Origin of the sequence: Kitasatospora sp. NPDC001261 (assembly GCF_042896795.1) — a bacterium.
Lineage (GTDB): Bacteria > Actinomycetota > Actinomycetes > Streptomycetales > Streptomycetaceae > Kitasatospora.
Genome location: NZ_JBIAXP010000002.1, coordinates 230,742 through 255,301, shown reverse-complemented (window position 1 = coordinate 255,301; position 24,560 = coordinate 230,742). Strand labels below are relative to the sequence as shown.

Below are 24,560 nucleotides of genomic sequence, written 5' to 3'. Positions count from 1 at the left end.
GCGTGTTGCTCGACCGACTGGATCCCTGTTTGCCGCCGCGGGCGGCCGGTCGCGACCCGGCCGCCCGCGGGAGGCGTCACAGGATCGGCTCGCAGCCGATCGCGTTTCCCCCGGCTGTGAGGAACTTGCGGGCCAGATCGTCCTGGTCGGGGAACATGGAAGGCGTTTGGTAGTCGCCGTTCAGAGTGAAGAAGACGTCCTTGCCGTGGCAGATGACGACGAGCGTGCCGCCGGCGACCCAACGGGCCCGCCCGATGGCGGACACCTCCTTGCCGTCCTTTTGGGTCAGGGCGGTGGTCTGTGGCTCGGTTGTGATCGCGAAGTACTTTGACCAGCTGTTGTGCATCGGGCCGCTGCCGATCGTGCAGGACCAGATCGGGGCGAACGCGGTAGTGGCCTGCTGAGAGACGTCGAGCTGCGCCTCGGGGTTCTTCGCGGGCGCGAATCCGGGCAGGCCGCAGAGATTGGCCCAGTCCGGGGCCGTCTCGGCCCCCTTCGCTGACAGGTTCTCCGGCGCTGCCGGTCTCCGGTCCCCGCATTTGCGTGCCTCGGCAGCCGCGGCCGCGAACGTCACGGCCAGACGGGCTCTGGCTTCGTCGTGACCCGTCTCGCTGGTTCGGATCTCGGCGCGCAGGCCCTTCTCACACCCCTCGGGGAGTACTGCCCATGCCGCGTCCGGCGTCACCGAACCGCTCCGGTTGCCGGAGAACAGCCGGGCATCAGAGGCGGCCAACACGCCTGGGCCATCCTTGGAGTTGCGGACGACGGTGAACCGCACGGTTTTCTCGGTCGTTTCGAACAGGCCGGAGCGGACCGAGGCAGAGCAACTGTTCCCCGGGGAGCTCTCCGCCGCCGCGTACCCCTTCCTGTGCTCGCTGATTCGTCCGGAGCCCAGGAGGTCGTGCACTTGGTCCGACGTGGCGGCCCCGTCGCACACGCTGTCCGGCCCGCCGAGGTTCGTCAGCCGGTAGAGCGCGAAGCCCAGCGCTCCGATCGGGACGAGGGAGAGCGCCATCAGCACCGCCGCCAGGCGCACCCGCAGCCCGTGGGTGGTGAAACCCCGCCGTTCGAGCACGACATCGACTCTGTCGGCAAGCCCTGTGGTGTCGTCGGAGCGTCCGGCCCTGCCATTGGTTCCCACGGTGCTCACGCCTTGCCGAATACGGTGCGATAGGTGTCGTTGACACTGGAGTTGTAGGCATTTCCTGCCTTTTCCTGGAGCTGGCGTGGAACACTGCCGTCACGGTCCAGGGCGTCGGACCCGTATCCTGACATGACCATCTTGTAAGTGATCATCTCGTCCAACTGTTGCCGTCCCGCTGAGAAATGGGAGCTCACATTGCCTTCGAGCTTTCCAGTGATTGCCGCGTTGGCGGCATCGGCGTATTTGGCTGTTCCGATGTCGACGTAGCGCTGTGCGATGTCGCCCACCCCCGGAATCAAATTCACGGGCGTGCCGAGCAGGTGGTAGTTCATCTTCGCCTGCCAGTTATTGGTCCCCTTCTCGGAGTCCGCGTGGTCGACGGCGGCGTCGGCGTACACCGCATCGAGCGCGCCGAGTGCCGAGGCGGCGTTGTGAACGAAGGACTCCAGTTCGGGCGTCGCATGGCCTGTCCGGCCAGGCATTGCAGCGTCACGGTCGAACTCGTTCAGACGGCGGGCGATCTCCTGGGTCTCGGCATGCTTGATGACGGCGAGAGACTCCGGGTCCTCGGCGGAGCCCCGGACAAGTCGCAGGAGCTGCTCACGGGTGACGGTGAGCCCATCGGGTTGGGACGGTCCGTGCAGCTTCTGCTTCCCGAGGATCTCGTGCACGTCCGCTGAGTAGTCGGCGATCATGTCGGCCATCGGTCGGCGGAGTCCGGCCGGAAGGGACGTCTTGTCTCCGGGGCCGTTGCCGGCGAACGACTTCATCGTCTCGTCCATGATCTGCGACATGACCTTGTCGTGCGGGCGGACGACCGGTTGGTCGCTGTGCGGGTCCCGACCGGTCGTGGCCGCTTCCAGGGCGTAGCCGAACGCGGTACGGGACGGGGTGAAGTCGGCGGGGATGTTCTGTTCGCCCCCTTGGAAAGGCCACTTCCGCTCGTGCAGCAGGTAGTCCAGGTTCTTGCTCTTGCCGGGATCGAAGAACTCCTTCGATGCCTCGGGGTTGTGGCTGAACGCATTCATCAGGCCGCCCATCGGATCGGTCTGGTTGGCCCGGCCGTTCCAGTTCGGGCCCCAGAGTTCCTCGCCCTTGGCCTTGCTGTTGCGCTCGAAATCGACCAGGTCATTGCCGACCTTGGACAGGAACGCCTTGTCGTACTTGCCGCCGGCTCCCATCAGCGCAGTCAGGGCCGGGTAGTTGTCGTTGTATCCCGCCGCGGACCCCCCGGGGCGGCGGGCGGCGGCCAGCAGCCCGTCCTCCCAGGCCTTGCCCATTCCGCCGTCGCGGGTGGCGGTGGCGAGCACGGTTGACAGCCCGGCGTAGACGTCCTGGTAGCCCTGGGTGTTGTGCTTGCCGTGGGCGAGGCCGTCGTAGACCCTGCTGTACTCCAGCAGGGCGTCGGGGCCGGTCTTTCCGCCGTAGTTGAGGCCGTTGAGCAGGGTGGTGGAGAAGTCCTTGTTCTCCGCATTGGCGGCCATGAGGGCCTGCAACTGCTTGAGCTGATCGTCGGAGAGGCTGCCGGCCTTGGCCATGAGGTCCTTGGCCCGGTTGGCGTCGGCGACCGGGCCGCCACCGTAGGGGGTGGGGTTGAAGGACGTGGTGCTGGTACCGATGTCGCCCTGGAGCGCGACGCTTGCCCGTTGGTCTGCGGCGGCGGCCTTCTCGACGGCCTTCGTCAACCGGGCCGCGATGGCCTCCGCTTTGGCCCTCAGTCCTTGGGCCAGCTTCTCGCCATCGGTGTCGTTCCGAGCCTCCTTCGGCAGGGTCCAGTTGACCTGGCCGTCTGCGGAGACGGTCATGTTCTCGGTTTGCGCGTCATGGATGGCCGTGTCGAGGTCGCGCCGGGCGGCGGTGAAGTCCTCGGCGGCGGTCTTCATGATCGCGGCGAGGGCGGTGGCGACGGCAGAGGCCTGCTTGAAGTCGCCGTCCATGCCCTGCATGGCCGTCGTCGCCGCGTCGGCGGCATCGCCCTTCCAGCCGGCCCGCTGGGCGGTGCTGGTGAGGTCCTTGGTGACCCGGCCGTCCAGAGCGGTGAGGGCCTTGGCCACGCCGGCCCAGGCCTCCGCGGCGTCGCTGACCCCGGAGAAGTCGGCCTCGTGCAGTTCCTTGAAGGACACCATCTGTGCTTTCCCCTCTCCTGGCTAGCGGGTCGCGCCGAGGTCGGCGGCGGTCCTGGCCTCGTTGTCGCCGTAGAACCGTTGGGTCTTGTCGAGGTTCGCGGCGGTGCTGCCGAGCTTGTCGTGCAGGGTCTTGCACTGCTGCAGCCACCGTTCGGTGCTGCCGGTGAGGGCACCGCCGAAGGAGAAGCCCCGGATCTTGGTCGACGCGGTGCTCGCGTACTCGGTGAGGCTGTGCGCGCCGGGGCCGGCCTTGCCGTTGGCGCTGTCGAGGTCGGTGGCGATCTGCCGCGCCATTCCGGCCGAGGCGTTGAGTTCGTGCGGGGTGTCCAGCTGGGTGGTGCCGAGGGCGGGCGGGATCAGTACGGGGTTGACACCGTTGGGCGGGGCCGGATTGGAGTACGGCGACTTCGACGCGTACGTGGACGCCGGGCCCGGTATCGGGTCCTTGGCCGGTGCGACCGGTCCGGTGACGAAGTTCGGGTTGCCCATGTGCGCGGAATCCTCCCCAATCGGCAAAGCGGCCGCTCCCCTGCGGCATGACGACCGTACAGGGAGCCTCCGTCAGTGCACCGACCCACCCTCCGTGATTCCGTGGGCGCGGGGAGTGGCCGGGTTCACCGGGCGTGGGTCGAGGGGGAATTGGCGGCTCGGCGCGGGCGTGGAGGTCTTGTTACCGGCGGGTCGCTTGCCTATCATCCCGAGTGTGACAGCTTTACTGTCAAACCCGTCGGGAAGGGTTCAGCAGCCAGTGGGTGACGCGAGCAGGGCGCCGGAGGCCGGGGGGCCGTTGGCGGGTGTGCGGGTGGTGGAGCTCGCCGGGATCGGGCCGGGGCCGTTCGCGGCGATGCTGCTGGGGGACCTCGGGGCGGACGTGGTGCGGGTGGACCGGCCGGAGCCGTCGCCGCTCGGTACGGACCCGGCGTACGACCTCAGCAACCGCAACAAGCGTTCGGTGCTGATCGACCTGAAGTCCCCGGAGGGCCCCGGGCGGGTGCTGGACCTGGTCGAGCGGGCGGACCTGCTGATCGAGGGCTACCGGCCGGGCGTCGCGGAGCGGCTCGGGGTCGGCCCCGAGGCGTGCCTGGCGCGCAATCCGGCGCTGGTGTACGGGCGGATGACCGGCTGGGGGCAGCACGGCCCCCGGGCGGCGACGGCCGGGCACGACCTCGGGTACGCGGCGGTCGCCGGGGTGCTCGGGATGGTGGCGGCGCCGGGCGGGGCCGAGGAGGCCCCCGGTATCCCGGCCAACCTGCTGGGCGACTACGCGGGCGGCTCGCTCTACCTGGTCGTCGGCCTGCTCGCCGGGCTGCACCACGCCCGCGCCACCGGCGCCGGGCAGGTGGTCGACGCCGCGATCGTGGACGGCGCGGCGCACCTCGGCTCCATGCTGTGGGGACTGCTCGCGGCCGGCCACTGGCAGGACCGCCGGGGCGTCAACCTGCTGGACGGCGGCGCGCCGTTCTACGCGGTGTACCGGGCGGCCGACGGCGGCCACCTGGCCGTCGGCGCGCTGGAGCCGCGCTTCTACGCGGAGTTCGCCCGGCTGCTGGAGCTGGGCCCGGACGCGCCCGGCCAGTACGACCCGGCCCGCTGGCCCGAACTGCGCGCCCTGATCGCCGCCCGCTTCGCCACCCGGACCAGGGCCGAGTGGGAGGCCGTCTTCGCGGGCTCCGACGCCTGCGTGGAGCCTGTCCTGACGATGCGTCAGGCATCGGCGGACGCCCACCTGTCGGCGCGCGGGACGTACGTCGAGGCGGACGGCGTCACCCAGCCGGCCCCTGCCCCGCGCTTCTCCGCCACCCCGGGCGCCCTGCGCCGCCCGCCGGCCCGGCCGGGCGCGGACACCGCCGAGGTGGCCCGCGACTGGGGCGTCCCCGCCCTCGACCCTGACGTACCGGCCCCAGGGGCCGGCGGTGCCTTCCCCAACTCCACGGCAGAGCAAGGAGAGTAGCGTTGCAGCGCGAGATCTTCACCGAGCAGCACGACGACTTCCGGGCCACCGTGCGGGCCTTCCTGGCCAAGGAGGTGCTGCCGCACTACGACCGCTGGGAGAAGGCCGGCATCGTCGACCGCTCCGCCTGGCTAGCGGCCGGCCGCCAGGGCCTGCTCGGCCTGGCCGTCCCCGAGGAGTACGGCGGTGGCGGCACCCCCGACTTCCGCTACGCCGCCGTACTGGCCGAGGAGTTCGCCCGGGCCGGCGCGTCCGGACTGGCGATCGGCCTGCACAACGACATCATCGGCCCGTACCTCACCTCGCTCGCCACCGAGGAGCAGAAGCGCCGCTGGCTGCCCGGCTTCTGCTCGGGCGAGCTGATCACCGCGATCGCGATGACCGAGCCCGGCACCGGCTCCGACCTCCAGGGCATCCGCACCCAGGCGGTCGACCAGGGGGACCACTTCCTGCTCAACGGCGCCAAGACCTTCATCTCCAACGGCATCCTCGCCGACCTGGTGGTCGTGGTCGCCCGCACCACCCCCGAGGGCGGCGCCCACGGGCTGAGCCTGCTGGCCGTCGAGCGCGGCACGCCCGGTTTCGAGCGCGGCCGCAACCTCGACAAGATCGGCCAGAAGGCCCAGGACACCGCCGAGTTGTTCTTCGAGGACGTCCGGGTGCCGAAGGAGAACCTGATCGGCGAGCTCAACGGCGGCTTCGTCCACCTGATGCAGAACCTCGCCCAGGAGCGGCTCACCATCGCCGCCGCGGCGATCGCCGGCGCCGAGTACCTGGTCGAGATCACCACCGACTACGTCAGGCAGCGCGAGGCCTTCGGCCGTCCGCTCGCCAGGCTCCAGCACGTCCGCTTCGAGATCGCCGAGCTGGCCACCGAGTGCGCCGTCACCCGCGCCTTCGTGGACCGCTGCATCACCGAGCACAACCGCTGGGCGCTCACCCCGGCGGACGCCTCGATGGCCAAGTGGTGGGCCACCGAACTGCAGAAGCGCACCGCCGACCGCTGCCTCCAACTGCACGGCGGCTACGGCTACATGAGCGAGTTCCCGGTCGCCCGGGCGTTCACCGACGGCCGCATCCAGACCATCTACGGCGGTACCACCGAGATCATGAAGGAGATCGTCGGCCGCTCCATCCTCGGCTGAGCGCCTCCGTCCTTCCGAGCCCCCAGAGTCCCCGCCCCGAACAAGCCCCCCGCCCCGAAAACCCGCTGAAAGGCGTTCCCACCGTGACCACCGAAGCGTACGTCTACGACGCGATCCGCACCCCGCGCGGCCGGGGCAAGGCCACCGGCTCGCTGCACGGCACCAAGCCGATCGACCTGGTCGTCGGCCTGATCCACGAACTGCGCGGCCGCTACCCCGGGTTGGACCCGGCCGCGATCGACGACATCGTGCTCGGCGTGGTCAGCCCGGTCGGCGACCAGGGCTCCGACATCGCCCGGATCGCGGCCATCGCGGCCGGCCTGCCCGACACCGTCGCCGGCGTCCAGGAGAACCGCTTCTGTGCCTCCGGCCTGGAAGCCGTCAACCTGGCCGCCGCCAAGGTCCGTTCCGGCTGGGAGGACCTGGTCCTGGCCGGCGGCGTGGAGTCGATGTCCCGGGTGAAGATGGCCTCCGACGGCGGCGCCTGGTTCGCCGACCCGATGACCGCGTACGAGACCGATTTCGCCCCGCAGGGCATCGGCGCCGACCTCATCGCCACCATCGAGGGCTTCTCCCGCACCGACGTGGACGCCTTCGCCGCCGAGTCCCAGGCCCGCGCCGCCAAGGCCCAGGCGGACGGCCTGTTCGACCGCTCGGTCGTCCCGGTCCGCGACCGCAACGGCCTGGTCGTGCTGGAGCGCGACGAGTTCATCCGCCCCGGCACCACCGTCGAGACCCTGGCCGGCCTCAAGCCCTCCTTCGCCGCCATCGGCGAGGCCGGCGGCTTCGACGCCGTCGCCCTCCAGAAGTACCACTGGGTCGAGGCCATCGACCACGTCCACCACGCGGGCAACTCCTCCGGCATCGTGGACGGCGCCGCGCTGGTGGCCATCGGCAACCGCGAGGTCGGCGAGCGGAACGGGCTGCGCCCGCGCGCCCGGATCGTCTCCGCCGCCGTCTCCGGCTCCGAGCCGACCATCATGCTCACCGGCCCCGCCCCGGCCACCCGCAAGGCGCTCGCCAAGGCCGGGCTCACCGCCGCCGACATCGACCTGGTCGAGATCAACGAGGCCTTCGCCGCGGTCGCGCTCCGCTTCATCCGCGAACTCGGCTTCCGCCACGACCAGGTGAACGTCAACGGCGGCGCGATCGCGCTCGGCCACCCGCTCGGCGCCACCGGCGCGATGCTGCTCGGCACCGTGGTCGACGAACTGGAGCGGCGCGACCTGCGCTACGGCCTGATCACCCTCTGCGTGGGCGGCGGCATGGGCATCGCCACCATCGTCGAGCGCATCTGAGCCCACGCGTCGCCCGCCGCCTCCCTTCGTGGGACGCGCTGCGCGTGGTACCTCCCTCTGCAGACCGGTAGACCTGGAGAACTTGATGAGCGACACCACCACCATCCGCTGGGAGCAGGACCAGGACGGCGTGGTCACCCTCGTCCTCGACGACCCCACCCAGTCCGTCAACACCATGAACGAGGCCTTCACCGCCGACTTCGAGACCGTCGTCGGGCGGCTCGCCGCCCTGGCCGCCGCGGACGCGCTGCGCGGCGTGGTGATCGCCTCCGGCAAGAAGACCTTCTTCGCCGGGGGAGACCTGCGGATGCTCTCCGCCGCCCGACCCGAGGACGCCGAGGCCGTCTTCGAGAAGTCGATGCGGATCAAGCGCGCGCTGCGCACCCTGGAGACCCTCGGCAAGCCGGTCGTCGCCGCCGTCAACGGCAGCGCGCTCGGCGGCGGCCTGGAGCTCGCCCTCGCCTGCCACCACCGGATCGCGCTCGACACCCCGGCCAGCCGGATCGGCCTGCCCGAGGTCACCCTCGGCCTGCTGCCGGGCGGCGGCGGAGTGGTCCGTACGGTCCGGCTGTTCGGCATCACCGACGCCCTGCTGAAGTTCCTCCTCCAGGGCCGCCAGTACCGCCCGGCGCAGGCGCTGGAGCACGGACTGGTGCACGAACTGGTCGACACCCCGGAGGAGTTGACCGCCCGCGCGAAGGCCTGGATCGAGGCCAACCCGACCGCCGTCCAGCCCTGGGACGTCAAGGGGTACAAGATCCCCGGCGGCACCCCGGCCACCCCGGCCTTCGCCGCCAACCTGCCCGCCTTCCCGGCCAACCTGCGCAAGCAGCTCAACGGCGCGCCCTACCCGGCCCCGCGCAACGTCCTGGCCGCCGCGGTGGAGAGCGCCCAGGTGGACGTCGACACCGCGATGACGATCGAGGCCCGCTACTTCACCGAGCTGGCCTGCGGGCAGACCAGCAAGAACATGATCCAGGCGCTCTTCTTCGACATGCAGGCGGTCAACTCCGGCGCCGGACGCCCGAAGCACGTCGAGAAGCGGCCGGTCCGCAAGGTCGCGGTGCTCGGCGCCGGGATGATGGGCGCGGGCATCGCCTACGCCTGCGCCAAGGCCGGCATCGAGGTCGTGCTCAAGGACGTCGGCATCGAGGCCGCCGAGCGCGGAAAGGCCTACTCCGAGGGGCTGTTGAACAAGGCCGTCGCGCGCGGGCGCTCCACCGAGGCCGACCGCGACGAGCTGCTGGCCCGGATCACCCCCACCGCCGAGGCCGCCGACCTGGCCGGCTGCGACGTGGTGATCGAGGCGGTCTTCGAGAACACCGAGCTCAAGCACAAGGTGTTCCAGGAGATCGAGGGCGTGGTCGGCCCCGACACGCTGCTCTGCTCCAACACGTCCACCCTGCCGATCGGCCTGCTCGCCGAAGGCGTCGAGCGCCAGGGCGACTTCATCGGGCTGCACTTCTTCTCGCCGGTCGACAAGATGCGCCTGGTCGAGATCATCCGCGGCCCGCGCACCGGCGACGAGGCGCTGGCCCGCGCCTTCGACCTGGTCCGGCAGATCGACCGCACCCCGATCGTGGTCAACGACTCCCGCGGCTTCTTCACGTCGCGGGTGATCGGCCAGTTCCTCAACGAGGGCGTCGCCATGGTCGGCGAGGGCATCCACCCGTCCAGCATCGAGCAGGCCGCCGCCCAGGCCGGCTACCCGGCCAAGGTGCTCTCCCTGATGGACGAGCTGACCCTCACCCTGCCGCGCAAGATCCGCGACGAGTACCGGCGCTCGGTGGAGGCCGTCGGCGGCAGCTGGACGCCGCACCCGGCCGACGCGGTGGTCGACCGGATGGTCGACGAGTTCGGCCGCCCGGGGCGCAGCGGCGGCGCGGGCTTCTACGAGTACGGCGAGGACGGCAGGCGCGGGCGGCTCTGGCCGGGGCTGCTGGAGCACTTCTCCGGTGCTCCGGCCGGTGCTCCGGGGGACGCCCCGGGGGACGTCCCGTTCGAGGACCTCAAGGAGCGGATGCTGTTCAGCGAGGCGCTGGACTCGGTGCGCTGCCTGGAGGAGGGCGTGCTGACCTCGGTCGCCGACGCCAACGTGGGCTCGATCCTCGGTATCGGCTTCCCGGCCTGGACGGGCGGCGTGTTCCAGTACATCAACGGGTACGAGGGCGGCCCGGCCGGCTTCGCGGCCCGCGCCCGCGAACTCGCCGCCGCGTACGGCGAGCGGTTCGCGCCGCCGGCGCTGCTGGAGCGGGTCGCGGCCGAGGGGCGGACCTTCACGGACTGACCGGTCGGCCTGCTGACCTGCTGACCTGCTCGGACCTGGGTGAGGCCGTGGCCCGTACGGCCTCACCCGGGTTCCACGCCCGACTCCAGGCCCGATTCCTGGTCCGACTCCCGGCTCAGCTCCTCGCCCAGTTCCTCCCGCAGCGAGCGCTGGAAGGCCGTGACCAGCGCCTGCGCCACCATCGGCTGGATGTGGTCCGTCAGCGCCCGCATCCGGGCCAGCTCGGCGGGCGCGGGCTCGCTCTCCCGGTAGGGCTTCCACACCGTCTCGCGGAACAGCCGCTGCAACTCCCGTGCCGTCGCCCGGCTGTGCTCCAGCACCACCGCCCGGGCGGCCAGCAGCGTCTCCAGCGGGATCGGCACGTCCAGGATCCGCACGCCCAGCGGCAGCAGCCCGGGATCCACCCGGAACACGTCCGGATCCCGCGTCCGCTCCAGCGCCCCCATCGCGGCGAGCCGCTCGACCTGCCCCTCCGTCAGGCCCCGCCCGGCCCGCCGCTCCAGCTGCGCCCGGGTGACCTCCTCCGGGGCCTCCGGCGTCCACGACGCCACCAGCGCACGGTGGATCGCCAGGTCCAGCGGCGTACTGTCCTCCGGCAACCGCGCCAGGTACCGCTCGATCGCGGCCAGCGTCAGGCCCTGCCGCTGCAACTCCTCGATCAGCTCCAGCCGGTCCAGGTGCGCCGCCCCGTACAGACCCACCCGCCGCGGCCCCAGCTCCGGCGGCGGCAGCAGCCCCTTCGTCCCGTAGAACCGCACCGTCCGCACCGTCACCCCGGCCCGCGCCGCCAGCTCGTCCACCGTCAGCCGCACTCCGCCCCCCACCCCGCCCTGCTCCCCCATCCGCCGCCTCCTGCGCTGGCACACTCCTGCTGTGACAGCAGCAGTGTGACAGTGGTGGGCGGGCCGGTCCACCGATGCGGGCGGCAGGCGGCAGGCGGCAGGCGGCAGGCGGCGGGCGGCAGGCGAGCGGCGGGGGTGTGCGGGAGTGCGGGCGCGTGCGGACGCGTGGGGGCGCTGACGCCGACGCCCCTGCCGTCCGCCGGGGGACCGGCTTCGGGCAGGGGCGTCGAGCAGGGGTGTCGGGAATGGGGCGTCGGGGTTGCGGCGGTACCGGGGGTCAGGCGAGGGCGGCGTGGTGGCGGCGGGTGACCTCGGGGTGGGCCCTGGTGTAGCCCTTCCACTCGTTGAGGCCGAAGTCGGCGAAGAGCGGGTTGGCCGGGTCGGCGGTGGCGCCGGGGGCGTGGTGGGCGAGCGGGAAGTCCAGCGGCTCGATGTGGGCGTCGAGGCGGGGGTTGTAGAAGAACGGCACCGAGAAGCGCTCGCGGGCGCCGACCGGGCTCACCACGCGGTGGTTGGTGGCCTTGAGGTAACCGTCCGTGGCCACCTCCAGCAGCTCGCCGAGGTTGACGACGAAGGCGCCGTCGAGCGGCGGGACCTCGAGGAAGGTGCCGTCCGCGCGCTCGACCTGGAGGCCGCCGACGGTGTCCTGCAGCAGCAGGGTGATGAAGCCGTAGTCCTTGTGGGCGCCGACGCCCTGGCCGGCGCCGTCCGGGGCGGTGCCGGGGTAGCGGACCAGCTTGAGGCGCAGGTGGGGGTGGCCCGCGAAGGCCTCGTCGTAGAAGTCGGGGCGGGCGCCGATCGCGGCGAGGAGTTCGTGCAGCAGGCGGCGGGCGACCGCGCCGAGGTGGTCGATCCAGCCGAGCGCGGCGGTGCGCAGCTCGGGGAGGGCCTCGGGCCACTGGTTGGGCCCCTCCAGCCACCAGTACGGGGGCTCGCCGCTGCCGGGGACGTGCGGGGGCAGCTCGGCGCCGATGTCCAGCTGGTCGCGCCAGTCCTGGCTGCCGCCGGTGCGCTCGTCGCCGGTGCGGGTGTAGCCCCGGTAGTGGGGGGAGTTGAGGTTGCTCACGGCGAGCCGGTCGGCCTCGGGGAGGGCGAAGAAGGCGCGCATGGCCCGGGCGAGTGCGGCCGTCTCCTCCGGGGTGACGCCGTGGCCGACCAGCTGGAAGAACCCGACGCCGGTGGCCGCGGCGCGGAGCTCGTCGTGCAGGCGGCGGCGGTCGTCCGGGCTGCCGTCGGCGAGCGAGAGGTCGATCACCGGGAGGGCGTCCGCCGAGGGGGCTTCCGCCGAGGGGGAGCCGGTGCCGGTGCCGGTCTCGGATATGGGCGTGTACTGCTGCGTCATGTGTGACATCCGCTGGGTCTCGTCCCGACTGGTCCCGGTGGTCGACCGGGGGCGGCCGGAGCTGTGCCTGGTGCGGCGGGTGCTCCGGGGCCGGGAGGTGGTGGCGGCCGGGCAGGGGTCGCCGTTGAGGGTGGGTGGCGCGAGGTTCAGCCGGAGCGTCGACAGGACATGGTCGTCACGCGGAGCAGGTCCACGTGGCGGCGGCGAACAAGGATGAGCACCCCACCAGCCTAATTGACCCGTTCTGCGGCAGGCGAGCCCCCTGCAGCGGAGGGCCACTCGCTATTTGTCGGTGATCTATCAAGTTGTGGGGCGGTGGCGCCGGAGTGCGGGCGGTGGCGGCTCCTTTCGGGAGTCGTTCGGGAGTCGTTCAGGAGTTGTTGAGGTAGGCCAGGACGGCCAGGACCCGGCGGTTGTCGTCGTCGGAGGGCTGGAGGTCGAGCCGGACGAAGATCGACGCGGTGTGCTTGGCGACGGCCCGCTCGGTGATCACCAGCTGCTGGGCGATCGCCGCATTGGACCGGCCCTCCGCCATCAGTCCGAGCACCTGCCGCTCGCGCGGGGAGAGCGTGGAGACCGGGCCGGCCGAGGAGTTGTGGGTGAGCAGCCGGGTGATCACCTCCGGATCCATCGCGGTGCCGCCCTGGGCGACCCGCCGTACGGCGTCGATGAACTGGGTGCCGTCCATCACCCGGTCCTTGAGCAGGTAGCCGATCCCACCGGTGCTGCCGGCCAGCAGCTCGCGGGCGTACAGCTGCTCCACGAACTGCGACAGCACCAGGACGGGCAGGCCCGGGTGGGCCTGACGGGCCGCCAGCGCCGCCCGCAGGCCCTCGTCGGTGAAGCTCGGCGGCAGCCGGACGTCCACCACGGCGATGTCGGGCCGGTCCGCGGCCACCGCGGCGAGCAGCTGCTCGCCGTCCTCCACCGCCGCGGTGACCTTCATGCCGTTGGCCTCCAGCAGCCGGGTCAGTCCGTCCCGGAGGAGGAAGAGGTCTTCGGCGATGACAACGCGCACGGGATCTCCAGGTTCACGATGGTCGGCCCACCGGGCGGGCTGCTGATCGCGAGCACCCCGTCGAAGGCGGCCAGTCGGCGTTCGGTTCCGCTGAGGCCGGTCCCCCGGGACGGCTCGGCGCCGCCGCGCCCGTCGTCGGTGACCGATATCCGCAGCAGCCCGTCACTGTGCCCTATCTCGATCCACACCCGCGAGGCCCCGGCGTGCTTCACCACGTTGGCCAGCAGCTCCGTCACCGCGAAGTAGGCGGCCGACTCCACCGGGGCGGGCGCCCGGCCGGGCAGGCCGCCGGTGAAGCCGACCGGCAGCGGCAGGTCCAGCGCCGTCGCCCGCACCGCGTCGGCCAGGCCGCGGTCGGCGAGCACCGGGGGGTGGATCCCGCGGACCAGGTCCCGCAGCTCGCCCAGCGCCTTCACCGAGGACAGCCGGGCCTCGGCCAGCAGCGGCCCGAGGGCGTCCGGGTCGTCCTTCAGCTGCTCGGCCACGGTCAGCAGCATGCCCAGTGCGACCAGCCGGGCCTGCGCCCCGTCGTGCAGGTCCCGCTCGATCCGGCGCAGCTCGGCCGCGCCGGCGTCGATGGTGTCCGCCCTGGTCCGCGCGAGATGGCTGACCTGGCGGGCCAGCTCGGCCCGGCGGGAGGGCCCGAGCAGGGCCCGGGCGGCCTTCTCGTGGATCCGCAGGGCCGGCGGGGCGGCCCACAGGACGGCCAACGGGGCGATGGTCAGGCCCATCGAGTAGACGACGCCCAGGGCGAAGAACGGTCCGTTCCGGCCGAAGACCTCCAGGGCGACCGGGGTCAGCACGACGATCGCGGCGGTGAGCAGCACGGTGGCGCCGGTGAGCAGCGTCCAGGCGAAGTCCCGCCAGGTCGCCGGGTCGGTGAGCCAGCCGCCGGCCCGCAGTCGCGGCCAGGCCCCGGCGCGGACCGGCCGGCGGTACGGCACCGGTATCGGCCGCCCGCTCCACTTCCCGACGGTGCGCCTGCTCTCCGTCGCGATCCAGCGGGCGCCGAACAGCCCGAGCACCAGCAGTGCGGGCGCCAGCCAGACCGAACCGGACCGGCCGCCCGGCGCCGCACCGCCGTAGAGGTGGGCCGCCATCAGCGCTATCGTCCCCGGAGCGAACAGCGCGGCGCCGACCGCCCGGCCGCCGCCCCCGGTGGCCCAGCAGAGCGCCCACAGGGCGACCGGTGCCATCGGCACCGCCAGGATCAGCGGCCCGCCCGGGGTGAAGTCCCCGGGCTCGTCCGGACCGAACAGCGCGGTGGCCAGCAGGACCGGCCCCGCCAGCAGTGCGAGGAACCCCGTCACGGCCAGCGTCACCGCGTACCAGGCGCGCACCCCGTCCGCACACGCCCGGCCGACCCGCAGGGCCAGTCCGTTCAGCACTCCCGCGTCCATGACGCGCCCCCTCTCCCTTGCGCGGCCCCGCCCGGAGACCGCGGTGCCGCGGCCCGAAGCCGCGGTTCCGAAGCTGTCGTTCCGGGGCCCCGCGGACCCCGGTTCCGATCTTTCGCTGGGTCAGTCTGCCCGGCCGGGGCCCCTGGTGCTCTAGGCCTGAACACCCAGTTCGGGGTGTATCTGGATACACCCCGCAGAGGCCGTCCAGACGGCTGTCGGCACCCCGCCGCCGATTCGTAGCGTGATGTTCCGTCAGTCGGCCCGGGCTTCCCGGGGCCGGACGCCGAACAGTGGAGGGCCCGTGAACGCGCCGATCATCCGGATCCGCGGCGTCAGCAAGACGTACGACCGATCCGACGCCGCCCGTCCCGCCCTGGCCGGGCTCGACCTGGAGGTCCGGGCCGGCGAGGCACTGGCCGTGCTCGGCCGTTCGGGCAGCGGCAAGTCCACCCTGCTGAACCTGATCGCCGGCCTCGACCGCCCGAGCGAGGGCGAGGTGGAGGTGGACGGCGTCGCCGTGCACCGGCTCGGCGAGGCCGAGCTGGCCGAGTACCGGCGGGCGCGGATCGGCATGGTGTTCCAGTTCTTCAACCTGCTGGACGACCTGACCGCGGAGGACAACGTGCTGCTCCCGGCCCAGCTGGCCGGGATGCGGCGGGAGCAGGCGCGGGCCCGGGCCGGGGAGCTGCTGGAGCGGCTGGGGGTGGCCCGGCACGCCAAGGCCTTCCCCGGCCGGCTCTCCGGCGGGGAGCGCCAGCGGGTCGCGGTCGCCCGGGCGCTGATGAACCGTCCGCCGCTGCTGCTGGCCGACGAGCCCACCGGGGCGCTGGACACCGCCTCGGCCGCCGACGTCCGCGACCTGCTGCGCGGGCTCAACGCGGAAGGCCAGACGATCCTGCTGGTCACCCATGACACCGCGCTCGCCGAGGCCTGCGCCGACCGGACGATCGAACTGCTCGACGGCCGGCTGGTCCGGGACACGGCGGCCGTGCCGGCACCGGGCGGTGGCCGATGAGCGCGCTCGGCAAGGTGGTGCGCGCCGGGGTCGGCCGGCGGCGGGTGCAGACCCTGGTGATGGTGCTCACCACGATGGTGTCCGTGACGGCGTGCATCCTCGCGCTCGGGCTGCTGGTCGCCGCCCAGGGCCCGTACCAGCGCTCCTTCGCCGACCAGCGCGGCGCCCACCTCAACGTGCTGTACGACCGGGCCAGGGCGAGCCCCGCCCAGCTCGCCGCGACGACCCACGCGCCCGGCGTGACGGCCTCGGCCGGCCCCTACCAGGCGGTCGCCGTCCAGCCGCGCTCCGGCCCCGATACCCGGATCCCGCCGGCCGGGAGCCCGCTGCCGCCGATGACGCTGGTCGGCCGCGCCCAGGACGGCCCGCTGGACGGCCTGCGGATCACCAGGGGCCGCTGGGTCGCCGGCCCCGGCGAGGTGGTGTTCCTGGACGGGCACTCGCCGCTGGCGGTCGGCGACAGCATGGAGTTCCCGGAGCTGCCGGGGCATCCGACGCTCAAGGTCGTCGGCCTGGCGGCCTCGGTCTCCTGGAGCGCGGACGGCTGGGTCGCCCCGGAGCAGGTGGCCGGGCTGACGGTGCCCGGCACGGAGCCCTCCGTCCAGTACCTCTACCGCTTCGCCCACGCCGGCGGCGACGCCGAGGTGGAGGCCGACCGTGCCGCACTGGCCGCCGCGGTCCCGGGCGGGGCGCTCGCCAGGGCCACCTCCTACCGGCCCGCCCAGGAGGAGGCGAACCGGACGGCCTCGACCTTCGTCCCGTTCGTCACGGCCTTCGGGGTGCTCGGCCTGGCCATGTCGGTGCTGATCATCGGAGTCGTGGTCAGCGGCGCCGTCAGCGCCGCCACCCGGCGGATCGGCATCCTCAAGTCCCTGGGCTTCACCCCGGCCCAGGTGGCGCGCGCCTACGTCGGCCAGGCGCTGATACCCGCCGGGGTCGGCACGGCGCTCGGTGTGCTCCTCGGCAACCTGCTGTCCGTACCGGTCCTCGGGCTGGCTCACAAGGCCCTGCGCGGCGGGCTGCTCGGCATCCCGGTCTGGGTGGACGTCGTGGTCGCGGTGGCGGCCCTGGGGGCGGTGGCGGGCACCGCGCTGGTGCCGGCGCTGCGGGCCGGGCGGCTGCGGACGGTGGAGGCGCTCGCGGTCGGCCGCACGGCGCCGGGCGCCAAGCGGGCAGCCGCCCGCGGCACGGTCGGCGGGGCGGGGGCGGTGGGCCCGGTGTCCCGGGCGCAGGAGCTGATCGGCGGGCTGCCGGTGCCACGGGCGCTCAGCCTCGGGCTGGCCTCCCCGCTCAACCGGCCGGGCCGCTCGGCGACCACCGGGGCCGCCGTGGTGCTCGGTACGGTCGGGGTCACCCTCTGCGTCGGCCTGACGCTCTCGCTGGGCTCGATCCAGGACGGTCTGGCGGCCGACCGCGCGGGCAAGGTGGTGGTCCAGACCCCGTTCGACGGCGCCGCGCCGTCCGCCGACCACGTGGACGAGGCGGCCGTGGCCAGGGCCGTCGACTCCTGCCCGGGCACCCGGGCCTGGTACAGCACCGTCCCGACCCCGGTCGCCCTGGCCGGCAGCACCGGGCGCTCCGAAGTGGTCGCGTTCAGCGGCGACACCTCCTGGAGCGGCTTCCAACTGGTCTCCGGCCGCTGGTTCCACGGCCCCGGCGAGGTCGTGGTGGCCGCCGCCACCCTGCGGGCCACCCAGGCGAAGGTCGGTGACACCGTCACCCTCACCGACCACGGACGCAGCACCCCGGCGAAGATCACCGGCGAGGTCCTGACCACCAACGACCTGGTGTTCACGGACCGGTCCACGCTGGCGCCGCTCGGCGGCGCGATCCACGCCGAGGCGCTCACCTTCCACATCGACCTCACCCCGGGCACCGATGCGCAGTCCTACGCCGACGGGCTGGACCAGGCCGTGAAGCCGCTGGGCCTGAGCGCCGACCCCGGAGAGGAGCACCTCAGCATCGTGGTGCTGGCGATGAACACCCTGGCGGGCACGCTCACGCTGCTGCTCTCCGTGGTGGCGGGACTCGGGGTGCTCAACACCGTGCTGCTGGACACCCGGGAGCGGGTGCACGACCTCGGGGTGCTCAAGGCGCTCGGGATGTCACCCCGGCAGACCGTCGGCATGGTGCTCACCTCGGTCTGCGGCAGCGGGCTGGCGGCCGGGGTGATCGGGGTCCCGATCGGCATCCTGGTGCACCACCGGGTGATGCCCGCGATGGCACGGGCCGCCGGAATCGGGGTGCCGGACGCCGACCTCGCCGTGTTCGCCCCGTCGGTGGTGGGGCCGCTGATACTCGGCGGCCTGGTGCTGGCCCTGCTCGGAGCCGTCCTCCCGGCCACCTGGGCGGCCCGCACCAGGACGGTCACGGCGCTGCGGACGGAGTGACGACGCGGGGGAGGGCCAGGAAACGAAACAAAACCCGGTACCCGGCCCCGTCTGGGAACCCCCCGTAAGGCTCCCAGACAGGGCCGGGCCGGGCAGGGCCGACCCAGGCCGTCCGATCAGGCCCGGCTCAGGCCCGGCTCAGGACAGCCGTGCCGCCGCGTACGCCTCCATGGCAGCACGCTGGTAAGCGGCCAGGCCCGGGGCGATGGCCTCGTACGCGGCGCTCCACTGCTCGTTCTCGGTGCAGGAGCGGGCGATCGCCAGGTACTCCTCGGTCGAGACGGACCGGAAGTCGTGGAGCAGCCGGTACTCCTCCTCGACCGTGCTCTGCACGGCCTCGGCGTCGGCCGGGTGGCCGGCGGCCTTCAGCTCCGCCAGGCGGATCATGCGGGCGGTCCGCTCGCGCTGCCCGGCCTCGATCTCGGCCGGGGTCATCGCGGCGGTCGCGCGCCGGGCCGCCTCGGCGTGCTCGGGGAAGTCGCGCAGGCTCGCGTCGACGTCGTCGGGCTGGATGCCCTCGAACAGGTTCTCGGGGCGGTTGATGGTCATGGGTGTGCCGTCCTTCTGGGAGCGTTCCAGGTCGGCGATCGTGCGGGAAACGGTGGCGGCCAGGGCGTCGAGCCGGTCGCGCTCGGCGACCAGCCGCCGGCGGTGGCCCCGCAAGGCCTCCAGCTCGTCCACCTGATCGCTCAGGATCCGGGCGATCTCGGTCAGCCCCACGCCCAGCGCCCGCAGTACCAGGATCTGTTGCAGCTGGAGCAGCTGCCGCTCCTCGTAGTAGCGGTGGCCGTTGGAGCCGATCCAGGCCGGGGGCAGCAGCCCGATCTCGTCGTAGTGCCGCAGGGTCCTGGCCGTCACACCGGACATCCGGGCCACCTCGGCGATGGGCCAGGCCATGGTTGCCTCCCTCGTTTCCACATCCCACGTTCGCGTGGACCAGGGCCGGTTCTCCGGCCCTGGTCACGACGGTAGAAGCTGCCGCTGCGGCAGCTTCAAGCCCGGGACTTCCGCGCTGCCCGCACGTTGTCGTACGGCCGCTCAGACCTCGCCGAACCAGTCCAGGGACTGCCCGTGCGGTCCGGTGAAGGCCACCGGCCGCTCGTCCAGGGCGAGCGCGAACAGCCCGGCGACGGCCGCCGGGCGGGGGAGGCGTCGGGCGACAGCCGGCAGCACCGAGACCGCCTCGTTGGAGATCCAGTGCCCGGGCAGTTCACGCATCGTCGCCGCGAACTCCTCCCGCTCCTCCGGCGGCAGGTACGCGAGCACCGCGCTGTGGAACACCACCGGCGTCGCCCCCGCCGGGGCCTGCGCGACCAACTCCCGTACCGTCGCGTTGAGATCGCCGCGCACCAGCAGCGGCGGTTCGGCCCGGGCGACCCGGACGGCGCCGCGCAGCCGCTCCAGCCGATGGGTCTGCTCGGGCCAGACCAGCGACTCCAGCCAGCGCATGTCCTCCTCGGCCCGCACGTCCAACGGATTGAGGTCGATCCCGGCCCGCCACACCACCTCGGGCAGCCGTTCCCGCGGGGAGTCGGGGAGCGGCACCGGCCCGCTCACCACGCAGTCCAGCGTCACCGGGCTCGCGGCGGCGCCGAACTCGGCGACCAGGGCACCGGCCCCACGCTCATGTCCGTCCCCGTCCCCCTGCCCGTCCCCGTCCCGCTGCCCGTCCCCGTCCTGGTCCCCGGCCAGGTACCGGTACCGATACCGGTCCGGGTACAGGCAGAGCCCGGCCGAGGCGCCCACCTCGATCAGGGCGAGCGGCTGCGGCAGCGCGGCCAGCAGCGGCAGCAGGGTGGCGCAGCGGCCCGCCTCGTTGGTCTGCGTCCGCCGCTCCAGCATCGTCGCCGAGACCTCGGCCCACCGCTCCGCCGTCCAGTCACGGAAAGCCGGCCAGCCCTCCGTCACCGGCCCACCCAGGTGCCGGACCGCGCCGAACAGCAGGTTCGGCTGCCGCTTCACGGCCGGAAGCCCGTCCAGCAGTGCGCGCAACTGCCCCTCCCCGGCGACGCCTTCGGCCAGTTCCTGGTAGATCGGCGAGTTCCCGCGCGCCTCCCGCTCCGCGAACGCCCGGTAGAGCTCCTCCGTGTCGCCGCGCATCCCCCACCGGTCCTTTCGGCGCCTTCGCGAGTGATCGAATCGGCCCAGCCTACGCCCGGCCCGACGTGCCACCCGCTGACCCCAAGTGCTCTCCCGGACGGTGAAGCGGGAGTGGCGCGGTCCGTCGTGACCGTCGGGTGGTGGGGAGCTCACGGCCTTGGGAGCGACTGAGTTCGGGGCGTACCGGCCCGGCGGATCGGCCACCGGGTGACCGGCAGGTGGCCCGTCGGGCGAGCACGAGTTCGGTGTTGGGCCTGCGGTGAACAGCATCACCGTCTCCGATGACCTCCTGGAACGCCACTTCGCCGCCTTCGAGGAACCCAACGGCGAGGGCGAGCGCGTCATCGTCCAGGAACAGCTCCCCAGGCCGCTGCCCAGGGCTCGTCCGCGAGTTCGGCAGGCTCCAGCACGCGTCGGGCGCAAGGAGAAGGAGGGTGAACTACCGCTGCTGTCGGACGACTGCGGTGCCGGCGCCCAAGTCGACACCCAGGCGAGGCGGGGCGCCGGCGTGGTCGTCGTCCCGTAGGACCAGTTGAGTCCGCCGCTGCTCGATCTGCACGCGCTTGTTGGCATTGAAGAAGGCGTGCAACTCCTCGGTCGCGGTGACGCCAAGGCCGAGTCCGCTCGTTCGCGTCCGAGTAGTCAGACGGCGGCACAACCATCGCGGGCTGCCCGATCGCACCACGAGATGCCGGATCGAGGCCAGTGTGAAGGGCACGATCACCAGTACTGCCATGAGGAGCAGACCCGCCATCATCACCATGTCGGTCCAACGCGTGGAGGTGACACGTCCGTTCCTGGCCGTTGCCGCCGTCCACGGCGGCGGCCGACCGGGCTTGTCGCCCACCGGCGGCAACGGCTCCTGGGTGCTCAGCCGAGCAGGCCGCCCATGTGGCCGTCCTCGGCGAGTAGCCGCCAGGAGCAGCCGGGCGAGGCGAACGCCTCCGGGTCGACGGCCTCCACCAGCCGGTCCACCACCGCGCTCAGCAGCGCCTGCGGATCGAACACCGACCACGTCTCCCGGGCCCGGCCGTAGTCCCAGCGGTCCCATTCGGCGCGCAGCCGCTCGTACGTCCAGAGGGCGTAGAGCAGGGCGGACAGGTCGCGGTTGAGGTAGGCCTCGGGGTGGCCGTCGTCGTACCAGTCCGGCAGCTCCAGCCGGCCGGTGGCGCCGTCCAGGGCGATCGTGAGGTCGGTCGGCCAGTCCCCGAGGGCGAGGAAGTCCCGCTGGTACGGGCGTTCCTCCTCGCCGTCGAAGTACTCGGGGTAGGCCTCGCCCATGGTGACCAGCGGTTCCTCGCACACCCCGAACATCGCCCCGCCCAGCGGCAGGCCGACCTCGGTCAGCAGCCGCCGGGTCGGCTCGTGGACCAGGGCGGCGGGCAGCTCGGCGGGCCGGAAGCGGTGCACCCGGCCGGGGCCGCCGTCCTCGTCCGTCAGCGCGGCCAGCTCCGCCACCAGCTCCGGGGCTATCGCGTACGCGGGCCCGCCCGGACCGCCCGGCAGGGCGCCCCAGCCCAGCGCCCGCACCAGCAGCGCGGTGCCCCAGTGCGGGGGCGGTGCGGAGCCGTCGCCGAACAGGCCGGGATCGATCTCCCGCATCCGCCGTTCGGCTCCTGCCAGCACCTCGGCCAGGACGGCCGGCCCGCGCCGCCCGTCCAGCGCCTCAGGGCGCAGCGCCGCCTCGGCCACCGTGTCGACCTCGCGCACCAGGCCCGCCAGGGCGGTCAGGCCGGAGGCCAGCAGGTCGCGGCGCGGGCCGCCGTTGTCCAGGAACACCTCACCGGTCACCCCGTCCAGCAGCACCAGGCTGCCGCCGGCGGCGAACGGCGTGCAGTACTCCGTCTCCCCGAGGACGAACAGCCGCTCCGCCTCCGCCGGGAGCGCCGTCAGCTCCCCGCCCCGGAGCGCCTCGAAGTCCAGGAACGCCCCGGCCGCAGGCAGCCCCTCCCGCACCAGGAACTCCCGGCTCCCCGCGTGCACCACCCCACCCGGCAGCTCCGCCACCCGCTCACACCTCACGTGCCCCCACCCTTTCCCGGCCTGCCCCGTGACCCACAGACCCTAGCGGTCCGGCCTGACAGTGCTGAGGTGCGCTGTGGGTGGGGGCGGTGGGGTGCGGTGGCCCGCCCGGGTCACGGCAGCGCGACCTCGTCGACGTTCCAGTGTTCGGGCAGGTCCGCGTCGCAGAAGGCGCAGGCGTAGTGCTCCTCGCGGACGAGGTTGCAGTTGCCGCACCGCGGGCAGCGGCGGAAGACCGCGGCGTGGGTGAAGGCGCCGGGGTGCGGGAGTCCGACGAGGGTGAGGGCGGCGGCGACGGCGGGCCAGGAGGTGGTGTCGGGGCAGTAGTCGGTGGAGTGGTTGCCGACCGTCTCGACCTCCCAGCCGTCCCGCGAACGCCGGAACCCGATCTCCCCGGCGCTCAGCACCAACTCACCACCCGCGCAGGCCACATGCTCGCTACGGCGCGGAGCGAGCCGCAGTGTGCCGCCGAGGCCGACCACGAAGGTGAACGGCTCCGCGAGCTCCGCCGCCGTCCGCTCCGCCCGCTCCTCCGCCCAGGCGGCGAACTCGCCTGCTGTCCGTACCGGTTGGCCGCGTCCGGTGCCCGTCCCGCCGTCGTCCCCCGGCCACAGTTCCGGCGGTCCCACGTACCGGTACGCCCGTCCGAAGCCGTCCGCCGTCTCCGTCGCGACTCCCCGTTCGGTCAGCCGCACTCGCCAGTACGCCATCTCGACGGCCGTCCCGCTCAGGCCGAAGTCCCGCAGCTCGTCGAGGAGTTCCCGGGTCTGCCGGAGTGGGAGCCCCGAGCCCTCGCGGAGCACCCGCAGCGCGGCCAGGGTGGCCGCCGGGTCGGTGGGCGGTGCGGAGAGCCGGAGCCGGGCCGGTCCGTGGGTGGTCAGCAGCGCCTCGCGGATGTCCCGGGGTGCGGCCTCCTGGCCCCAGTCGCAGCAGACGGCTACGCACCGAGGGCAGAACCGCTCGGCGTCCCACCGCAACTCCCGCCCGTGCAGCAGGGACTGGCCGACGCTGCGGACGGCGTTGCCCCCGCAGTCCGGGCACCGGACGGCCGTCCTCACACCCTGTCCCTCGTCCGTCACGCCGGATGCCCCCATGCCCCCATGTGGCCCTGCCCCTGCCCCTGCCCCCGATGTCCGACACCCTACGGCGCCCCGCACCCGCCACCCCCGGGCCCGTAGAGTGCGAGGATGAAGCGCTATCTGCTGACCGGTACCCCGGGGGCCGGGAAGACGGCGGTCCTGCGGTGGTTGGAGTGCGCGGGCTACCCGGTGGTCGAGGAGGCCGCCACGGACGTCATCGCGCTGCGGCAGGCCCAGGGCGTGCCGGAGCCGTGGACGGACCCGTCGTTCGTGGACGCGGTGGTCTCCCTGCAGCGGCAGCGGCAGGAGGGGGCCGTCGGCGGGCCGGGGGAGGTGCGGTTCTTCGACCGCTCGCCGGTGTGCACGTACGCCCTGGCGGTGTACCTCGGTCATCCCGTGACCCCTTTCCTCGCCCGGGAGTTGAATCGCATCCGGGCGGAGGAGGTGTACGAACGCGAGGTGTTCTTCGTGGAGAGCCCGGGCTTCGTCACCCCGACTGAGGCGCGGCGCATCTCGTACGAGGAGTCGCTGCGGTTCGAGCGGATCCACCGGGAGGCCTATGCCGGGTTCGGGTACGTGTGCGTCCCGATCGCCCCGGGGCCGCTCGCCGACCGGGCGGCGGCCGTCGTGCGGCACGTCGGCGCGCCCGCCCGGCACGGAGGCTGAGATCCCCGGCCGCTCCTCCGCCCTCCCGGCGCTCTCCGGCTCAGGCGATGCTGCCCTCCTCCCGGCGCTCTCCGGCTCAGGCGAGGCCGCCGGCCTCCCGGGCCGCCCGCTCCACGCGGTCGTGGTGGGCCCGCCACCAGTCGGTGTCGCCGGGGGCGGTGTTGGCGCCGTCGGAGCGCTGGCCGGTGGCGCCGTCGACGAGTTCGCGGACCAGGTCGGCGTGGCCGACGTGGCGGTGGGTCTCGGCGATCATGTGGACGAGCACCCGGTGCAGGGTCTGCTCGTGGCGGGCGCCGAACGGCACCTTGCCGACGGCGTCCAGCGGCAGGGCCTCGATGGTGGCGTCGGAGTGCGCCCAGACCCGCCGGTAGCGCCCGACGACCTCCTCGGTGCTCTCGTCCGCCCGCGCCCACAGGTCGCCGTTCGGCTCGGTCTGGCCGGTGATCCACACCGGGGCCGGCTCGGGGAAGGGGCGGCCGAAGGTGTCGCCGAAGTACAGCGCCTCGGCGCCGGTGACGTGCTTGACCAGGCCCAGCAGGTTGGTTCCGGTGGGGGTGAGCGGGCGGCGCAGGTCGTACTCGGAGAGGCCTTCGAGCTTCCAGAGCAGGGCGTCGCGGGCGTCCTGGATGTAGATCCGGAGGTCGTTCTTGTCATCTGCAGTGGTCATGGGATCAGTCTGTTGATCGCATGATGCCTGTCCATTGATTTCCGGTCCCACCCGCCCCGGCCAGGCGT

General features: G+C 73.0%; 21 protein-coding genes. 8 read left to right on the top strand and 13 right to left on the bottom strand.

What is annotated here, in order from left to right; all coding sequences use genetic code 11:
- Positions 1-76: 76 nt before the first annotated feature.
- From ACFY4B_RS04085 to ACFY4B_RS04075, 3 genes are read right to left on the bottom strand one after another with little or no spacing between them, the layout of a single operon-like run.
- The gene (locus ACFY4B_RS04085) at positions 77-1,150 is read right to left on the bottom strand and encodes a hypothetical protein (RefSeq protein WP_387966394.1); all 1,074 of its coding nucleotides are present in this window, start codon (positions 1,148-1,150) and stop codon (positions 77-79) included.
- The gene (locus tag ACFY4B_RS04080; protein WP_387966393.1) at positions 1,147-3,270 is read right to left on the bottom strand and encodes a hypothetical protein; all 2,124 of its coding nucleotides are present in this window, start codon (positions 3,268-3,270) and stop codon (positions 1,147-1,149) included. The genes ACFY4B_RS04085 and ACFY4B_RS04080 overlap by 4 nt, the downstream gene beginning before the upstream one ends.
- 21 nt (positions 3,271-3,291) lie before the next feature.
- On the bottom strand, positions 3,292-3,759 hold the full coding sequence (locus tag ACFY4B_RS04075; RefSeq protein WP_387966392.1) for a hypothetical protein: 468 nt from the start codon (positions 3,757-3,759) through the stop codon (positions 3,292-3,294).
- 307 nt (positions 3,760-4,066) lie between these two features.
- Here ACFY4B_RS04075 and ACFY4B_RS04070 point away from each other — a divergent pair, with 307 nt between their 5' ends.
- From ACFY4B_RS04070 to ACFY4B_RS04055, 4 genes are all read left to right on the top strand, one after another.
- Entirely contained in the window at positions 4,067-5,221 is a 1,155-nt protein-coding gene (locus ACFY4B_RS04070) for a CaiB/BaiF CoA transferase family protein (protein ID WP_387966511.1), read from the top strand.
- Between the two features lie 2 nt (positions 5,222-5,223).
- Positions 5,224-6,366: an acyl-CoA dehydrogenase family protein gene (locus ACFY4B_RS04065; RefSeq protein WP_387966391.1), complete on the top strand. Its 1,143-nt coding sequence runs from the start codon at positions 5,224-5,226 to the stop codon at positions 6,364-6,366.
- Positions 6,367-6,449: 83 nt separating this feature from the next.
- Positions 6,450-7,664 (top strand): acetyl-CoA C-acetyltransferase, encoded by a 1,215-nt coding sequence (locus ACFY4B_RS04060; RefSeq protein ID WP_387966390.1) that lies wholly within the window; start codon positions 6,450-6,452, stop codon positions 7,662-7,664.
- A gap of 85 nt (positions 7,665-7,749) precedes the next feature.
- Entirely contained in the window at positions 7,750-9,951 is a 2,202-nt protein-coding gene (locus tag ACFY4B_RS04055; RefSeq protein WP_387966389.1) for a 3-hydroxyacyl-CoA dehydrogenase NAD-binding domain-containing protein, read from the top strand.
- A gap of 62 nt (positions 9,952-10,013) precedes the next feature.
- On the opposite strand, the gene ACFY4B_RS04050 is transcribed toward ACFY4B_RS04055, so the two are convergent.
- The 4 genes from ACFY4B_RS04050 to ACFY4B_RS04035 form a co-directional block, all read right to left on the bottom strand.
- The gene (locus ACFY4B_RS04050; RefSeq protein ID WP_387966388.1) at positions 10,014-10,793 is read right to left on the bottom strand and encodes a MerR family transcriptional regulator; all 780 of its coding nucleotides are present in this window, start codon (positions 10,791-10,793) and stop codon (positions 10,014-10,016) included.
- Positions 10,794-11,070: 277 nt separating this feature from the next.
- Complete coding sequence (locus ACFY4B_RS04045; RefSeq protein WP_380775001.1) at positions 11,071-12,135, bottom strand: isopenicillin N synthase family dioxygenase; 1,065 nt, start codon at positions 12,133-12,135, stop codon at positions 11,071-11,073.
- A 370-nt stretch (positions 12,136-12,505) separates the two neighbouring features.
- Complete coding sequence (locus tag ACFY4B_RS04040) at positions 12,506-13,153, bottom strand: response regulator transcription factor (protein ID WP_049655241.1); 648 nt, start codon at positions 13,151-13,153, stop codon at positions 12,506-12,508.
- Positions 13,105-14,553, bottom strand: a complete 1,449-nt coding sequence (locus ACFY4B_RS04035; RefSeq protein ID WP_380738473.1) for a histidine kinase — start codon at positions 14,551-14,553, stop codon at positions 13,105-13,107. The genes ACFY4B_RS04040 and ACFY4B_RS04035 overlap by 49 nt, the downstream gene beginning before the upstream one ends.
- A 301-nt stretch (positions 14,554-14,854) precedes the next feature.
- Here ACFY4B_RS04035 and ACFY4B_RS04030 point away from each other — a divergent pair, with 301 nt between their 5' ends.
- Positions 14,855-15,568 carry an ABC transporter ATP-binding protein gene (locus tag ACFY4B_RS04030; protein WP_387966387.1) on the top strand — a complete coding sequence of 238 codons (714 nt, stop codon included), beginning with the start codon at positions 14,855-14,857 and terminating at the stop codon, positions 15,566-15,568.
- The gene (locus ACFY4B_RS04025; protein WP_387966386.1) at positions 15,565-17,958 is read left to right on the top strand and encodes an FtsX-like permease family protein; all 2,394 of its coding nucleotides are present in this window, start codon (positions 15,565-15,567) and stop codon (positions 17,956-17,958) included. The genes ACFY4B_RS04030 and ACFY4B_RS04025 overlap by 4 nt, the downstream gene beginning before the upstream one ends.
- 138 nt (positions 17,959-18,096) lie before the next feature.
- Here the strand turns inward: ACFY4B_RS04025 and ACFY4B_RS04020 are convergent, their stop codons facing one another.
- Together ACFY4B_RS04020 and ACFY4B_RS04015 are read right to left on the bottom strand one after the other, a co-directional pair.
- Positions 18,097-18,855 carry a MerR family transcriptional regulator gene (locus ACFY4B_RS04020; protein WP_375875231.1) on the bottom strand — a complete coding sequence of 253 codons (759 nt, stop codon included), beginning with the start codon at positions 18,853-18,855 and terminating at the stop codon, positions 18,097-18,099.
- 141 nt (positions 18,856-18,996) lie between these two features.
- Positions 18,997-20,058, bottom strand: a complete 1,062-nt coding sequence (locus ACFY4B_RS04015) for a DUF2332 domain-containing protein (protein ID WP_387966385.1) — start codon at positions 20,056-20,058, stop codon at positions 18,997-18,999.
- A gap of 259 nt (positions 20,059-20,317) precedes the next feature.
- Here ACFY4B_RS04015 and ACFY4B_RS04010 point away from each other — a divergent pair, with 259 nt between their 5' ends.
- Complete coding sequence (locus ACFY4B_RS04010) at positions 20,318-20,584, top strand: hypothetical protein (protein ID WP_387819898.1); 267 nt, start codon at positions 20,318-20,320, stop codon at positions 20,582-20,584.
- Here ACFY4B_RS04010 and ACFY4B_RS04005 read toward each other — a convergent pair.
- The 3 genes from ACFY4B_RS04005 to ACFY4B_RS03995 all read right to left on the bottom strand — a co-directional run bounded on the left by ACFY4B_RS04005 (position 20,498) and on the right by ACFY4B_RS03995 (position 23,159).
- Positions 20,498-20,794 (bottom strand): DUF6191 domain-containing protein, encoded by a 297-nt coding sequence (locus ACFY4B_RS04005; RefSeq protein WP_387966510.1) that lies wholly within the window; start codon positions 20,792-20,794, stop codon positions 20,498-20,500. The genes ACFY4B_RS04010 and ACFY4B_RS04005 overlap by 87 nt on opposite strands.
- Before the next feature lie 134 nt (positions 20,795-20,928).
- Positions 20,929-22,065, bottom strand: coding sequence for an SUKH-4 family immunity protein (locus ACFY4B_RS04000; RefSeq protein WP_380738463.1), 1,137 nt, complete (start codon positions 22,063-22,065; stop codon positions 20,929-20,931).
- A 128-nt stretch (positions 22,066-22,193) separates the two neighbouring features.
- A complete protein-coding gene (locus ACFY4B_RS03995) occupies positions 22,194-23,159 on the bottom strand; it encodes a hypothetical protein (RefSeq protein ID WP_387966384.1) in 966 nt (321 codons plus the stop codon).
- A 108-nt stretch (positions 23,160-23,267) separates the two neighbouring features.
- Here ACFY4B_RS03995 and ACFY4B_RS03990 point away from each other — a divergent pair, with 108 nt between their 5' ends.
- Positions 23,268-23,825, top strand: a complete 558-nt coding sequence (locus tag ACFY4B_RS03990; RefSeq protein WP_074002257.1) for an ATP-binding protein — start codon at positions 23,268-23,270, stop codon at positions 23,823-23,825.
- A gap of 76 nt (positions 23,826-23,901) precedes the next feature.
- On the opposite strand, the gene ACFY4B_RS03985 is transcribed toward ACFY4B_RS03990, so the two are convergent.
- Positions 23,902-24,492, bottom strand: a complete 591-nt coding sequence (locus ACFY4B_RS03985; RefSeq protein WP_049653774.1) for a DinB family protein — start codon at positions 24,490-24,492, stop codon at positions 23,902-23,904.
- Positions 24,493-24,560: the final 68 nt, after the last annotated feature.